11 protein-coding genes are annotated in these 15,977 nt (G+C 42.7%); 3 read left to right on the top strand and 8 right to left on the bottom strand.

All coding sequences use genetic code 11. The annotated features are described in order from the left end of the window. Window positions 1-11: 11 nt before the first annotated feature. Entirely contained in the window at window positions 12-1,898 is a 1,887-nt protein-coding gene (locus ACH784_RS00055; protein WP_404392446.1) for a transglycosylase SLT domain-containing protein, read from the bottom strand. Between the two features lie 361 nt (window positions 1,899-2,259). On the opposite strand from ACH784_RS00055, the gene fadB reads away from it, so the two are divergent. The 3 genes from fadB to tusA all read left to right on the top strand — a co-directional run bounded on the left by fadB (window position 2,260) and on the right by tusA (window position 6,109). After that, complete coding sequence (gene fadB, locus ACH784_RS00050) at window positions 2,260-4,422, top strand: fatty acid oxidation complex subunit alpha FadB (RefSeq protein ID WP_404392444.1); 2,163 nt, start codon at window positions 2,260-2,262, stop codon at window positions 4,420-4,422. 7 nt (window positions 4,423-4,429) lie between these two features. Next, a complete protein-coding gene (fadA, locus tag ACH784_RS00045; RefSeq protein ID WP_404395309.1) occupies window positions 4,430-5,596 on the top strand; it encodes an acetyl-CoA C-acyltransferase FadA in 1,167 nt (388 codons plus the stop codon). 273 nt (window positions 5,597-5,869) lie between these two features. Next, complete coding sequence (gene tusA, locus ACH784_RS00040; RefSeq protein ID WP_138561454.1) at window positions 5,870-6,109, top strand: sulfurtransferase TusA; 240 nt, start codon at window positions 5,870-5,872, stop codon at window positions 6,107-6,109. Window positions 6,110-6,152: 43 nt separating this feature from the next. Here the strand turns inward: tusA and ACH784_RS00035 are convergent, their stop codons facing one another. From ACH784_RS00035 to dnaA, 7 genes are all read right to left on the bottom strand, one after another. Next, a complete protein-coding gene (locus ACH784_RS00035) occupies window positions 6,153-6,593 on the bottom strand; it encodes a hypothetical protein (RefSeq protein WP_404392441.1) in 441 nt (146 codons plus the stop codon). 184 nt (window positions 6,594-6,777) lie between these two features. Continuing rightward, complete coding sequence (gene glyS, locus ACH784_RS00030) at window positions 6,778-8,847, bottom strand: glycine--tRNA ligase subunit beta (protein WP_404392439.1); 2,070 nt, start codon at window positions 8,845-8,847, stop codon at window positions 6,778-6,780. A 2-nt stretch (window positions 8,848-8,849) separates the two neighbouring features. Then, window positions 8,850-9,749 (bottom strand): glycine--tRNA ligase subunit alpha, encoded by a 900-nt coding sequence (glyQ, locus tag ACH784_RS00025; protein WP_404392437.1) that lies wholly within the window; start codon window positions 9,747-9,749, stop codon window positions 8,850-8,852. 179 nt (window positions 9,750-9,928) lie between these two features. Next, complete coding sequence (gyrB, locus tag ACH784_RS00020) at window positions 9,929-12,352, bottom strand: DNA topoisomerase (ATP-hydrolyzing) subunit B (protein WP_404392435.1); 2,424 nt, start codon at window positions 12,350-12,352, stop codon at window positions 9,929-9,931. 15 nt (window positions 12,353-12,367) lie between these two features. Next, window positions 12,368-13,453, bottom strand: coding sequence for a DNA replication/repair protein RecF (recF, locus tag ACH784_RS00015; protein WP_404392433.1), 1,086 nt, complete (start codon window positions 13,451-13,453; stop codon window positions 12,368-12,370). A gap of 3 nt (window positions 13,454-13,456) precedes the next feature. Then, window positions 13,457-14,560: a DNA polymerase III subunit beta gene (dnaN, locus tag ACH784_RS00010; RefSeq protein ID WP_404392431.1), complete on the bottom strand. Its 1,104-nt coding sequence runs from the start codon at window positions 14,558-14,560 to the stop codon at window positions 13,457-13,459. 19 nt (window positions 14,561-14,579) lie between these two features. Continuing rightward, entirely contained in the window at window positions 14,580-15,977 is a 1,398-nt protein-coding gene (dnaA, locus tag ACH784_RS00005; RefSeq protein WP_404392429.1) for a chromosomal replication initiator protein DnaA, read from the bottom strand.

Below are 15,977 nucleotides of genomic sequence, written 5' to 3'. Positions count from 1 at the left end.
GCGATGACACATTATTTCTCTATTTTCATATCCAAGATTGGGGCCAATATATTGCCTTCTCGACCTAACTTAGTGTGATAAACCTGACGATATGCCATCACGTTTTTCACATAATTGCGCGTTTCTTTATATGGAATAAGTTCAATCCACAACTCAGCTGGCATGCCTTGCTCAGGTAACCAGCATTTAATTCGATGATACCCCGCGTTATAAGAAGCCGTAGCTAAAATCTCATTGCCACCATTCTTTTTCTTTAGATACTCTAAGTAATCAGTACCTAATCGAATATTAGTGGCTGGTTTATGAAGCTGGCGCTTAGAGATTTTTTGTTTGCTGACGTATCTTGCTGTACTTGGTAATAATTGCATTAAGCCATGGGCGTTAGCATGAGACACTGCGTCTGGTGCAAACGAGCTCTCTCTACGTGAAATAGCTATACTCCACGCCACATCTATGTGATTGCGTTTGCTGTACCGAGTAAATAATTTCTCGAACGCCATCGGGAAGCGTAAATCGACATAATCCCACGCCTTTATTTGTGCTAATGTACGAATGGCACTGTCGTACCAATCTAAGTCAGCAGCCAGTACCGACGCTGCTAATTTTTCAGCTGTGCTTGAGGTATTGGTTAAATAGTTCCACTCTCTTCGAGCATCGGTATAACGATCTAATTCATATAATGCTTTAGCCCTTAAGAAGCCCGGTGCTTGCGATACTTTATCTACAATGGGCATAGGTACATCGAGCGTCTTACTATTTAATGACACCGGCATATTTAAACGCGCCGCAGCTAAAAAACCATAATAATCACGCTTTACCGCCAGAGGCTGCCATAATTGTTGTGCTTTATCGGGTTCCCCGCGTTGATTGTAACTATAAGCAAGCCAGTATTGCTGACCATTACTTAAATTCTTCATCCCCGTAAATAAAGCCACGATCCCCGCCCAATCTTGCTCTTTCAGCATATTGGCCATCATCCACTGGCGCAGCTTAGTATCTTGCAACTCGTCAGGTACTTTGTTTAACCAAAAGCGCGCATCATCATGCCCTTTTGATGCCAACGCCAATGCAAAGCGATACGCTACAGCATCTTTTTGCGCTTGGCTGAATGTAAACATACCTTGCAACTTATCCCATGCTCTTAGAGCAAGCTTTTGATCTCGCCAAATAAGACGTTTAACACCATAAACCGCGATTTCAGCCTCTTTGCTTGAACGCTTCTTGTAACGGTATAGACCCGCAGAAGCACTTGGATCACGCCTTACAGCTTTATATAAATCAGCTAAATAGGCTTCTTTTTTAGGGAGTAGCGTTTTTAAGTAAGGCAAAAGCGCGACTTGCCCGCCCTGCGCCGATTTAGTGATACGCTGCCAAACTAAGTCTTGTGTTAGTCGGCCATCTTTGCGCCAAATTCTAAATAACTTATCGCACGCTTTAGGCTGAGACTTGCCGACCGCCCAAAGTGCATCGACCTGCTCAAGCAGTTGCGCTTTCGGTGCGCCTAAATCAATCTGATACTGTAAATAGCGACATTGTAATTCAGCATTGCTGGTGGGCTGGTAATACTCAACAAAGAGCGCTTTTTTTCCACGACGCTGCAAATACTCTAACCAGCTCTTACGCACCGGCCACTCTAACGGCGTGTTATCGTAGACACTTAAATAGTGACTAATGTCTTGCTGATATTTAAGGCGAGGGTAACGTTTATAAAACGCCAGCTCAGCATAAGGTTTGAGCGGGTGGTCTAAATCGTTGATCGCCGCTTTAAACGCTTTGTAGTTACCCGAGCGTGCAACTTTTTCTGCATCTTTAAATGCTTGATGATCATTGCTCGCAAAAGAGAACCAGCTAAATGCACTAAGGCTGGTAGCGGCAATGGTCATGATCCAAGATTTCATAATGACCTTAACAGTTTAAATTTTAAATTAATGAATGAGATAAGTATTAATGCATTCATCTTGCCTAAGCTTGGCTATCTCTAAGATGAATAAATGCCCTCTTTGACTTTAAAGCTATACTCAAACAGCAAACTAAAAATACATACGTGCCTAAACACCAGTAAGCTTACCTAAGCCAAGGATGATCAGTCTTAAAATATTCAGACTCAGTCGTCACTCCACCACCTTAGCAGCTCAACTGCAAATTTTTAAGGCAAGCGTAAACCTGGGGTAAATTTTTCATTGCAATTTTAATTTAAAGGGTCCAAACTGAGTAAATTAACAACTCATCGTACCAGTGTAATAACACGGGAGAACAAGCATGTTATACAAGAGCGAGTCCTTTGTAGTTGATTTTTACAAAGGCAATATCGCTGAGTTTAAGTTCTGTATGCCAGGTTCGGTAAACAAACTCTCTCAGCAAACCCTACAAGAATGTGGCAAAGCATTTGCCGAACTTAGCCAACGCGATGATATCGCGGCGATGGTTTTCACCAGTGACAAAGACCATTTCATCATCGGCGCCGACATTTTTGAATTCTTACCGACTTTCCAACGCCCAGAAGAAGAACTAGTTGGTTGGATTAAGTCAGCAACAGATATTTTCGATGCCATCGAAGACCTTCCGTTCCCAACTGCATCTGCTATTGATGGCCTTGCACTTGGCGGTGGGTGTGAATGGCTACTTGCAACGGATTACCGTATCGCAAGTCAAAACGCAAAAATTGGCCTACCAGAAGTTAAACTAGGGATCATGCCTGGTTTCGGCGGTACGGTACGCTTACCACGTATTATTGGTGCTGATAATGCCATGACGTGGATCACCACAGGTAAAGAAAACCGTGCAGCAGACGCATTAAAAGTGGGTGCGGTTGACGGTGTGGTTGCGAAAGACAAATTAGTTGAAGCGGCAGTAAAAACCCTTGAGCAAGCGGTAGCGGGCAAACTTGATTGGCGTGCAAAACGTCAGCTAAAACTTGACCCTCTTAAACTAAACCGCGTTGAGCAAGGCATGAGCTTCGCAATGGCTGAAGGCCTAGTGATGGGTAAAACCAAAGGTCACTACCCTGCACCTGTGATGGCGGTAAGAACAATTAAAGCTGCAGCAAATGCAACTCGCGATGAAGCCATGGCAATTGAAAATGCCAACTTCGCAAAGCTAGCGAAAACTGCAGAAGCGGCCGCGCAAACGGGTATTTTCTTAGCTGACCAATACATCAAAGGTGTGGCGAAGAAACAAGCTAAACAATCTTCTACTGAAATTAAACAAGCGGCAGTACTGGGTGCAGGTATCATGGGTGGCGGTATCGCTTACCAATCTGCTTACAAAGGCACACCGATTGTCATGAAAGACATCAACCAAGCAGCCCTTGATCTAGGTATGAATGAAGCAGCAACCCTACTTGGTAAAAAAGTAGAACGCGGTAACATGAAGCTAGACAAGATGGTTGGCACGCTAGGAAAAATTAAGCCTACACTGAATGATGCAGACTTAGCAGGCTCTGACATTGTAGTTGAAGCGGTAGTTGAGCACCCACAAGTTAAGAAAACAGTACTTGCAGGTCTTGAAAAGCAATTACCTGAAGGCACAATTTTAACCTCGAATACGTCAACAATCCGCATTGATGAACTGGCCGAAGCGCTAGAAAAACCAGAGCACTTCTGTGGTATGCACTTCTTCAACCCTGTGCCAAAAATGCCACTTGTTGAGATCATCCGTGGTGAAAAGACTTCAGATGAAACCGTTGCAGCCGTGGTTGATTACGCACTAAAACTTGGCAAGTCACCTATCGTGGTAAATGACTGCCCGGGTTTCTTCGTAAACCGTGTACTTTTCCCTTACTTTGCTGGTTTCAGCAAACTCGTTGTTGAAGGCGCTGACTTTACAAAAGTAGATAAAGTCATGGAAAACGTATTTGGTTGGCCTATGGGTCCGGCATACCTACTAGACGTTGTCGGTATCGATACAGCAAACCATTGTACGGGTGTGATGGCCGATGGCTTCCCTACTCGCATGGCTCGCCAAGATAAAGATCCAGTTGCGGTTCTTGCAAATGCTGAGCGTTTTGGTCAGAAGAACCAAAAAGGTTTCTACCAATATGCACCAGATCGTCGCGGTCGCCTTAAGAAGACCAAAGACGCTGACGCCATTGCACTACTAAGCAGCATTTGTGATGCGGCAACTGAGTTTGATAAACAAACTATCATTGAGCGTTGTATGGTGCCAATGATCAACGAAGTTCTACTTTGCTTACAAGAAGGCATTGTCGCTTCTCCACAAGAAGCAGATATGGCACTTATCTATGGCATTGGTTTCCCTCCATTCAGAGGCGGTGCATTCCGTTACCTAGATCAAATTGGCCTAGCTAACTTTGTTGCTATGGCTGACAAGTACGCACATCTAGGTGAAATTTACCAAGTATCAGAACAGACGCGTCAATGGGCGACTGAAGGTAAAGTATTCTATGCCGTGGAGGGCCAATAACATGACTATGCAAAATGCAGTAATCGTTGATTGTCTTCGTACGCCAATGGGCCGCTCTAAAAACGGTGTGTTCAAACACCGCCGCGCAGAAGACTTAAGTTCACACCTAATGAAAGGTATTCTTGAGCGTAACCCACAAGTTGATCCTGCAAGCATCGACGATATTTATTGGGGTTGTGTTCAACAAACGCTTGAGCAAGGCTTTAACGTGGCGCGAAATGCGGCACTGCTTGCTGGTATTCCTCACACAGTGCCAGCGGTTACCGTTAACCGTTTATGTGGCTCATCAATGCAAGCACTGCATGATGCTGCGCGCGCAATTATGACTGGTGCTGGTGACACTTACCTTATCGGTGGTGTTGAGCACATGGGTCACGTACCTATGACACACGGTGTTGATTTCCACCCTGGCTTATCAACTTCAGTAGCACAAGCTGCTGGTTCAATGGGTTTAACCGCTGAGTACCTTGCAACGATTCATGGTATCAGCCGTGAGCAACAAGATGCATTCGCGGTACGTTCACACCAACGTGCACATGCTGCGACTGTTGAGGGTCGTTTCGCTCGTGAGATTTTACCAACTGAAGGCCATGATGATGATGGCGTGCCAGTATTAGTAGAAAACGACGAAGTAATTCGTCCAGAGACAACACTTGAAGGTTTATCGCAACTTCGCCCTGTGTTTAACCCAGCGTCAGGCACGGTGACTGCAGGTACTTCATCAGCACTGTCAGATGGTGCATCTGTGATGCTCGTAATGAGCGAAGAGAAAGCCAAAGCTCTAGGTTTACCTATTCGTGCCCGTGTTAAGTCAATGGCGGTTGCAGGCTGCGATCCATCAATCATGGGTTACGGTCCGGTTCCTGCGAGTAAGAAGGCTCTTAAGCAAGCAGGTATCACCATTGATGATATTGATGTAGCTGAGCTTAACGAAGCATTTGCTGCACAGTCTCTACCTGTATTAAAAGATCTTGGTCTACTTGAAGTGGCTGACGAGAAAGTGAATCTAAATGGTGGTGCGATTGCCCTAGGTCACCCACTGGGCTGTTCGGGTTCACGTATCAGTACTTCACTTATCCACTTGATGGAAGACAAAGGTGCAAAATATGGTTTAGCCACCATGTGCATTGGTTTAGGCCAAGGCATCGCAACGGTGTTTGAGCGCGTAGAATAAGCCCAAAACAGCTCACTTAATAAGTGAGCTGTTAAAGCGCTTGCGCTCATTTCTCTTGTCGAGAAATTATTCAAAACGCAAAACTCAACTTGGTGAACCAGTATTTCAGTCATGAATGCTGGTACAAAGGCAAAGTGTGAAAACGCTTTGCCTTTTTTCGTTTTGGGTTCTAAATCTCTATAAAGCTCAAATTAGCAGCTTGTGATGGTTTATTTGTCATCGCGCAGTGGGTAAAATATTCGCCCTATTTTTAGCTTGTTTGAGAGAGTCACCATGCCATTTTCTAATCCCGATCATACATTAGATGCAATCGGTCTTCGTTGTCCTGAGCCTGTGATGATGGTACGTGGTGCGGTGAGAAAAATGTCTGATGGTGAAACGTTATTAATTATCGCCGATGACCCATCAACTACCCGAGACATTCCAAGCTTCTGTGAATTTATGGACCATACATTGGTTGCCAAAGAAGTGGAACAAGCGCCTTTCCGTTACTTAATAAAAAAGGGCAAATAAGCCCTTTTCGTTCGTTATTTTATAAAGTGTTTCGTTCGCTTTATTACCCTTTACTCACCATGACCATAGGCGATGCCGAGTTTCGATAATCAAAGGTGATGGTGTACCACCCCTTTTTACTCGGTGCAAAACTAAAGTAGTTATATACCGTGTCACAGTTTGCTGGTATTGGTTTATTTAATTGCAGTGAGCCTGACGATTCATAACCACAGTTAAAACCTTTACTCCAAGACTCATCGGCAATTTTAAATTCATACACCTTGCCCGGCGTCATAAACTTTGCGCGTACCGTGTAAATACCCGGTTGTTGTGCGCCCAGTTTATAGTGAGGCTCTGCATCCCATAAGGTGAAGTCACCACGCAGATACATGTCTCTATCGAGGGGTTTTACATTAGGCTGAATAGTTTCTTGGCCTGGAACATATACCTGACTCGAACATGCAGAAAGTAATAAAGCCATTAACGCTGCGGATAGTTTTTTCATACTTTTAAATTCCTCTCAGCCATTTCGCTCAGCTTGTTCTGAGATCTTCTAATTGATGTTCATTAGAATCTAAATAACTGTAAAAGTGCGAAGTATTTTGTAAAAGAGTTTTTAACCCTCTAACACTAAATGACAAAAAGCCAACCGCTGAGGTTGGCTTTTGACACGTTCTCAATCAAACAGATTAATTCTGAAGGACCGAGATATCCGCTGTGTTTAAGAACAAGCGACTTAACTGACTTAGCAGCGCTAAACGGTTATTCTTCACCGCTTCATCATCAGCCATTACCATTACATTATCGAAGAAGTTATCTACTGCTTCACGTAGGCTTGCCAGTTGCGTTAATGCACCTTGATAATCACCAGCAGCGTAAACTGGAGCAAGTGCTTCGGTTAACTCAGCAACTTGTGCTGCTAGCACTTTCTCAGCGTCTTCGGCTAATAAAGCGTTGTCTACTGCAGCATCGCTAGTCACATTGTTCTTAGCAAGAATATTGTTTACACGCTTATTCGCTGCAGCCAAGCTTTCAGCTTCTGCCAATGTACGGAAGTGACTTACCGCTTTAACACGACGGTCAAAATCAGCAGGTGAAGATGGACGACGCGCTAATACTGCTTGGATCACATCAACACTGATACCTTCATCTTGATACCAAGCACGGAAACGACCTAGCATAAATTCGAATACGTCTTCAGCCACATTGTCATTGCTTAGCTTGTCAGCAAATAACTCCTGAGACTTAGCAACAATGTTATGGATATCTAGCTTAAGCTCTTTCTCAACCATGATACGAAGTGCACCGATGGCTGCGCGACGAAGTGCAAACGGGTCTTTGTCACCTTTTGGTGCTTGACCAATACCAAAGATACCCACTAGCGTGTCGAACTTATCTGCCAATGCAACAGCATAGCTGATAGGATTTGATGGTAAGTTATCACCAGCAAAACGCGGCATATATTGCTCATTTTGTGCTAGCGCAACTTCTTCCGCTTCGCCGTCGATACGTGCGTAATGCATACCCATTACACCTTGTACGTCAGTGAACTCCATCACCATTTCAGTCATTAAGTCTGTTTTACTTAATAGACCTGCACGCTCAGCTAATGCTTTGTCTGCACCAACTTGCTCAGCGATATAACCAGCTAATGCCGCAATGCGCTCTGACTTGTCTTTTAAAGTACCAAGCTGCTTTTGGAACAATACGCTACCTAAAGATTCTAGGCGGCTTTCAAGAGTTTTCTTTTTATCTGTTTCAAAGAAGAATTGTGCATCGGCAAGACGAGGACGAACAACCTTTTCGTTACCTGAGATAACCACACTTGGATCTTTACTTTCGATGTTAGACACGAATAGGAACTTATTAATTAAGTTGCCTGCTTTGTCTAATAGCGGGAAGTATTTCTGATCGTCTTTCATAGTGTAGATAAGCGCTTCATCAGGTACAGCTAAGAACTCTTCTTCGAATGACGCTGTTAACGTAACTGGCCACTCAACGAGTGAAGTCACTTCTTCAAGTAGGTCTTCATCCATTGCCACAACCGCGTCAACTGCCGCTGCTGCTTCTTCGATTTGTGCTCGAATTTGTGCTTTACGCGTTTCATAGTCTGCAACAACATAAGCTGACTTAAGCGTTTCGAATACCTCATCAGCGTGGTTTACAGTTACACGTGCTGGGTGGTGGAAACGGTGACCTTGCAGTTCATTACTGATCGCTTTACCTAGCACTTCACCTTGTACTTGTGTACCACCAAGAAGTGCAGCCACAGTATGTACTGGACGAATAAACTGTGTCTTATTCGCGCCCCAACGCATAGGTTTTGGAATAGGCAATTTAGCCAGCGCTTTGTTAATTGCATCTGCAAGTAGTTCTGTAGCCGCTTGTCCTTTTACTGTCGCACGGTGAAGTAACCAAGCGCCCTTTTCTGTTTCTAGCGTCTCAGCTTCGCTTACTTCGATACCACAGCCACGCGCCCACCCCATGGCCGCTTTAGTTGGGTTACCGTCAGCATCAAAAGCAGCCTTAGTCGCAGGACCACGCTTTTCTACAATTTTATCTTGTTGCTGTGTCGCAAGCGCTGCAACCTGCACACCTAAACGACGTGGTGACGCATACCAATTGATGCTATCGAAAGATAGCTCTAGTGCTTTCAACTCTTCAGTTAGGTTGTCAGCAAAAGCCGTAGCTAGTTTGCGCAGTGATTTTGGTGGTAACTCTTCAGTACCAATTTCTACTAATAAATTTTCAGTTGTCATGATCAGTCCTTACAAAGCGGGAAACCAAGCGCTTCACGCGCTTCATAATATGCCTGCGCACATGCTTTAGATAATGCGCGTACACGAAGGATATAACGTTGACGCTCTGTTACTGAGATAGCATGACGGGCATCTAATAAATTGAAGGCATGAGATGCTTTCATTACCTGCTCGTATGCTGGCAGCGGTAAACCTGCTTCGATCAGCTTTTCACTTTCTTTTTCGCACTGATCAAACTGTGCAAATAATACATCTACATTTGCATGCTCAAAATTATAAGTCGACTGTTCTACTTCATTTTGATGGAATACATCACCGTATGTCACTCGACCCATTGGACCATCAGCCCATACTAGATCATAGATGCTATCTACGCCTTGTATATACATTGCTAGTCGTTCAAGACCATAAGTGATTTCGCCAGTTACCGGTGCGCATTCTAATCCGCCCACCTGTTGGAAGTAGGTGAACTGAGTTACCTCCATACCATTTAACCACACTTCCCAACCAAGACCCCAAGCACCTAGTGTTGGTGATTCCCAGTTATCTTCTACGAAACGAACTTCGTGCGTTAACGTATCAATACCCATTGCAGCCAGAGAGCCTAAGTACAGCTCTTGAATATTGTCTGGAGATGGCTTTAACACAACTTGGAATTGGTAGTAGTGTTGAAGACGGTTAGGGTTTTCACCGTAGCGACCATCTGTCGGACGACGACATGGTTGTACATAGGCACTCGACATTGGCTCTGGGCCAATTGACTTTAAGAATGTCAGAGGGTGAAATGTACCCGCGCCTACTTCCATATCAAGTGGCTGAGCGATCACACAGCCTTGCTGTGCCCAGTAATCCTGTAGTGCCAGGATCAAGCCTTGAAAGGTTTTTAAATCGTATTTTTGCATAGTTGGCTTAATTTAATTTGGCTCATTGCGCTTTACTAGCTCACATCAAATGGCTAATCACGCAGGGTTTTGTGATTGAAAATTATGCTCAGTATACCTTGTGCTGTGCAGGGTTTTAAGCATCAAATATAAAAAAAGGCGGGAAATCCCGCCTTTTTAAATATTATTATCGAACTCGATTAAACGTCTAAGTTCACAACACGTAATGCATTGCTTTCGATAAACTCACGACGAGGTTCAACTTGGTCACCCATCAGGGTTGCAAACAACTGGTCAGCTGCAATGGCATCTTCAATGGTTACCTGAAGCATGCGACGCGCGCTTGGATCCATCGTTGTTTCCCAAAGCTGATCTGGGTTCATCTCACCCAATCCTTTATAGCGTTGTGTATACAAGCCACGCTTAGATTCACTCACCAACCAATCTAGGCCAGATACAAAATCAGTAACTGGGTGTGTCTTCTCACCACGTTGTACGTAACCGCTCTCTTGCATTAGGTTAGCCATTTGCTTACCTGTGTTTGCGATACGTACATAGTCTCTTGAAGTAATGAAGTTGTAGTCCAGTGTGTAGGCTTTATCAACACCATGTTGACGGATCTTAACTACTGGGTAGTACATATGACGCTCTTCGTCGTATGCTACTTCAGCATTGAAGATAGTTGCATCTTCATCTTTTTCTACAAGGTCAGCCACTAAACGTTCAGTCCAGCTAGTTACTTTGTCTTTATCAGATAGATCAGCTTCTGTGATCTCAGGCTGATAGATAAGACGATTTGTTACTGCAGCTGGGTATTTACGATTTAATCGCTCTAGTACTTCTACCGTTTTCTGGTAGTCATAAACGATATTCGCTAATGCATTGCCTTCAATTGCTGTTGCACCTTCAGCCGGATATAACGCAGCCCCATTTAATGCTAACTCTAACAAGTAACCTGTAAGGGCATTTTCATCTTTAATATACTGCTCTTGCTTACCTTTCTTCACTTTATAAAGTGGCGGCTGAGCAATATACACATAACCGCGTTCAATGATTTCTGGCATTTGACGGTAGAAGAAAGTCAATAGTAGCGTACGAATGTGCGAACCATCGACGTCAGCATCGGTCATGATGATGATGCGGTGATAACGTAGTTTCTCTGGGTTATATTCGTCACGGCCAATACCACAACCAAGTGCAGTAATAAGCGTTGCAACTTCTTGAGAAGATAACATCTTATCGAAACGTGCTTTTTCAACGTTTAGAATTTTACCTTTCAGCGGCAGAATTGCTTGGTTCTTACGGTTACGACCTTGCTTCGCAGAACCACCCGCTGAGTCACCCTCCACTATATATAGTTCAGAAAGTGCTGGGTCTTTTTCTTGGCAATCAGCTAGCTTTCCAGGTAAGCCTGCTAAATCCATTGCTCCTTTACGGCGAGTCATTTCACGTGCTTTACGCGCTGCTTCACGCGCACGAGCAGCATCAATGATCTTACTTACAACCGTCTTCGCATCATTCGGATTTTCTAGTAAATACTCGTTAAGTTTTTCAGCCATGGCTTGTTCAACAGCTGACTTAACTTCACTTGATACAAGTTTATCTTTGGTCTGTGAAGAGAACTTTGGATCAGGAACTTTAACACTAACAACAGCGGTTAAACCTTCACGCGCATCATCACCTGTCGCGTTGCTTGCTGTTTTCGCTTTCTTGTTAAAGCCTTCTTTTTCCATGTAGTTGTTCAGCGTACGAGTCAGTGCTGCACGGAAACCCGCTAAGTGAGTACCACCATCTCGCTGAGGAATGTTATTCGTGAAACAGTAAATGTTTTCTTGGAAACCATCATTCCACTGCATCGATACTTCAACACTAATGCCATCTTCACGCTCTGAAGTGAAGTTGAAAACATTCTGATGTACCGGTGTTTTCTTACGGTTTAGATACTCAACGAACGCTTGAATACCACCTTCATACTTAAAGTGATCTTGTTTATTCTCTTCACGCTCATCAGTAAGAATAATACTTACACCTGAGTTAAGGAAAGAAAGTTCACGAAGACGCTTTGCAAGAATATCGTAGTGGAAGTTTGTGTCAGAGAAAGTTTCAGCGCTTGGCCAGAAACGTAATTCAGTACCCGTAGTTTCGGCTTCACCAATCTCTGCTAATGGTGCATCTGGTACACCCATCGTATATTTTTGCTGGTGAAGTTTACCTTCACGACGAATTGTAAGTTGTAGTTTTTCAGATAAAGCATTTACTACTGAAACACCTACACCGTGAAGACCACCAGATACTTTATATGAGTTATCATCGAATTTACCACCGGCATGAAGTACCGTCATGATAACTTCTGCAGCAGATACACCTTCTTCAGGGTGAATAGAGGTAGGAATACCACGTCCATTATCTCGAACTGATACAGAACCGTCAGTATGAATAGTTACGAAGATATCATCACAATAGCCAGCTAATGCTTCATCGATAGAGTTATCTACTACTTCGAATACCATATGATGAAGACCAGTGCCATCATCTGTATCCCCTATATACATTCCCGGACGCTTTCTTACCGCATCCAATCCTTTCAGTACTTTAATACTGGACGAATCGTAATTTTCAGACATGGGTTTCTTCCAATTTTATGTTGTTAAACTGCCATGTTTCACGTGGAACATTTTCTTTTCTCTTTGTATTGGTTCCACAACAGCAGAAATACTTTCAGCAGTTATTGCCGTAATAAATAGCTGCGACTGACATAATTTTAATAAATCAGCCACGCTTTTCATCGTTTCTTCCCCTAACTCTGAGGGTAAATCATCGATAAGCAAAATTGACTGCTTTTTTGTTTCGGTCTCAATTAAGGTGTTTTGCGTAATTTTTAACGCATACAACAACAGCTTTAACTGACCCCGAGAAAAAATATTTTCTATACTATGACCATTTTTATAAAAGCTAAAATCAGCTTTATGCGGCCCTTTACTTGTATAGCCAAGCTTAACATCACGCTCAAAGTTCGCTTTTAACGTGCTTGCTAAGTCCTCTTTCCAACCAGCATCATAACGTAATTCAAGGCCAGAAAATATAGGTATTTGACCCACTATTTTATCAAAAAAATACGCATTAAACCTCTCTATATAGGCTTTTCTTGCGATATTTATTTGATCAGCCACCTTAACAAATTCAACGTCCCAGAATTTGATTTGCTCGGCGTAATTATGTGGACGGGATTTAAGGAGTGCGTTGCGTTGCTTCAGAATTTTATTGAACTGACGCCAGGCATTAAAAAAAGATTGTTCCACGTGGAACACACCTAAATCTAAAAACTTTCTACGCTCTTTAGGGCCACCAAAAAACAATTCATAACTCTCCGGTGTAATAACTTGCACAGGTAAAAGTTGCGCCAACTCCGAGATTTTTCTACTCGCTTGACCTTGTATTTTAAGCTGTGTTTCACCCTGCTTATTCTTACTAATACCAACAGGTATAGACAAGTTAAGATGTTGTTTTTTAGCATGAACAATACAAGCGTCTTGTTCGTAGTGAATAAGAAGTTTCTGCTTGTTAGTACGAAAAGATTTACCGTGAGAAAGAAAATAGATAGCTTCGAGGAGACTGGTTTTTCCACTGCCATTCGCACCATAGATGATATTAATGTCTGCGCTTGGCTGAAAAGATAAAGCCTCAATATTTCGAAAATGATTGAGGCTAATATGATTCAAGCTCATAAACTATAGACGCATTGGCATCACAACATACATTGCATCATCTTGGCTTACGCCCTCAATTAATGCACTTGAGTTTGAGTCAGATAAAGTGAACTGAACATCTTCAGTTTTTAGAGTATTCAACACATCTAAAACATAAGAAACGTTAAAGCCAATTTCTAAATCATCGCCTTGATAACCCACTTCAACCACTTCTTCTGCTTGTTCTTGTTCTGGGTTGTTCGCTGTGATCTTCAATAAACCACTTGATAAATTAAGGCGAACACCACGGAACTTTTCATTCGATAAAATAGAAACGCGTTGGAATGCACTACGTAACCATTCACGATTTGCAGTTACTAATTTATCACCACCACGCGGTAAAACTCGACGATAATCAGGAAAACGACCATCAACGAGTTTACTGGTAAAAGTAAACTCACCATCAATTAGACGCACATGATTCGCACCAAACTGAATTGTGATTAGTTCATCGTCAGCAGGTAAAAGGCGCATAATTTCTTGCACACCCTTTCTTGGAATAATTAACTGACGCTGGGTATTTAAAGATTCAGATAATGGCTGAGAAGCGATTGCTAAACGGTGACCATCAGTGGCAACGGTTTTGATTTCACTGTTATCGACTTCAAATGACATTCCGTTCAAATAATAACGAACATCTTGGTTTGCCATAGAGAAATGTGTACTTTCAAGTAAACGTCTTAGCTCTAAACGGGTCGTCTTAAATTCAACTTCACCATCCCATTGCTCAAGGTTTGGAAAGTCTTCAGCAGCCAACGTCGTTAATGAAAAGCGACTTTTCCCACTGGTTAAAAGTACTTGATGCTCTTGCATTGAAAAAGTGAGTTCTGAACCATCAGGTAAGCTTTTACAAATATCGAGTAGTTTCTTAGCCGGCAAAGTCAGTTTGGCGTCTTCAGCTGGGTTTTCAAGGTGTGAACTTGCAACCAATTCAATCTCTAAATCGGTCCCCGTCATCGCCAACACACCGTCTTTAATTTCTAACAGTACATTAGAAAGAATAGGTAGCGTGTGTTTGCGCTCAATGGCACCAGAAACCTGCATTAACGGCTTTAAAAATTGCTCTCTTGAAATTGTAATTTGCATAATAAATTAAGCCCGAAAATTAAGACGACAATGTTCTTATTAAATTTTGATAATCTTCTTTTACTTCATGACTTTCATCACGAAGTGCTTTTACCTTTCGACAAGCATGCAATACAGTAGTGTGATCTCGACCACCAAATGCATCGCCAATTTCAGGTAAGCTGTGGTTTGTTAATTCTTTAGATAACGCCATCGCCACTTGTCTTGGTCTTGCAACCGAACGACTACGACGTTTAGATAATAAATCAGAAACGCGAATACGATAGTACTCAGCAACCGTACGTTGAATGTTATCGATCGTCACCAACTTATCTTGCAGTGCTAATAAGTCACGCAATGCTTCTTTTACGAAATCTATCGAAATTGGACGACCTGTGAAGTTTGCATTAGCAATCACACGGTTAAGTGCGCCTTCTAGTTCACGTACATTTGAACGCAATTTTTTCGCGATAAAGAAAGCCACTTCATGGGGTAAATTAATATTACTTTGCTGTGCTTTCTTCATCAGGATTGCCACACGCGTTTCAAGTTCTGGTGGCTCAATGGCAATGGTTAAACCCCAACCAAAACGAGATTTTAATCTGTCTTCTACCCCTTCAATTTCTTTGGGGTAACGGTCAGAGGTTAAAATAATTTGTTGATTGCCTTCTAATAAGGCATTGAAGGTATGGAAAAACTCTTCTTGTGAACGCTCTTTGTTTGCGAAGAATTGAATGTCATCGATCATCAAAGCATCGACGCTGCGGTAATAACGCTTAAACTCTTCAATGGCATTATTTTGTAGCGCTTTAACCATGTCTTGAACAAAACGTTCAGAGTGCATATAGACAATTTTGGCATCTTTTTTCTTTTCCATGATGCCATTACCCACCGCGTGTAAAAGGTGAGTTTTACCTAAACCTGTACCACCATATATAAAGACAGGGTTGAACGCGTTACCCGGATTATCGGCTACTTGCGTTGCAGCCGCTTTAGCTAACTGGTTTGACTTACCTTCAACAAAGTTATCAAACGTATAGTTTTCTTTAATATTAGATTTATAACCAGATTTAGGTGCGGGCTCTACTTTTTGCTCAGCAACAGGCTGAGCCGTCACTTGAACTTGCCCGTTGTTGGTTGCTTGAGGTGACACATTATTTGTCTGCTCTGCAGCAGTATTTACTTGAGCAGCCGCAGGAGTGCCAACGTCAAAACGTAACTCAGGCGCTTCATCACCACAAATTTCAACTAATAGCTCATTGATGCGATTGAGGTATTTTTCTCTAACCCAATCTAAAACAAAGCGATTAGGTGCATAAATGGTCAAAGTATCATCGGTACTCTCTGCTTGCAGTGGCCTAACCCACATACTAAATTGCTGAGATGGCAATTCATCTTGCAACACATATAAACAACTTTGCCAAACAGACAGATACAC

Origin of the sequence: Pseudoalteromonas phenolica, assembly GCF_044788725.1 — a bacterium.
Taxonomy (GTDB): domain Bacteria; phylum Pseudomonadota; class Gammaproteobacteria; order Enterobacterales; family Alteromonadaceae; genus Pseudoalteromonas; species Pseudoalteromonas phenolica_C.
The sequence above is the reverse complement of the archived record's forward strand: the minus strand, read 5'-3'. Positions and strand labels throughout refer to the sequence as shown.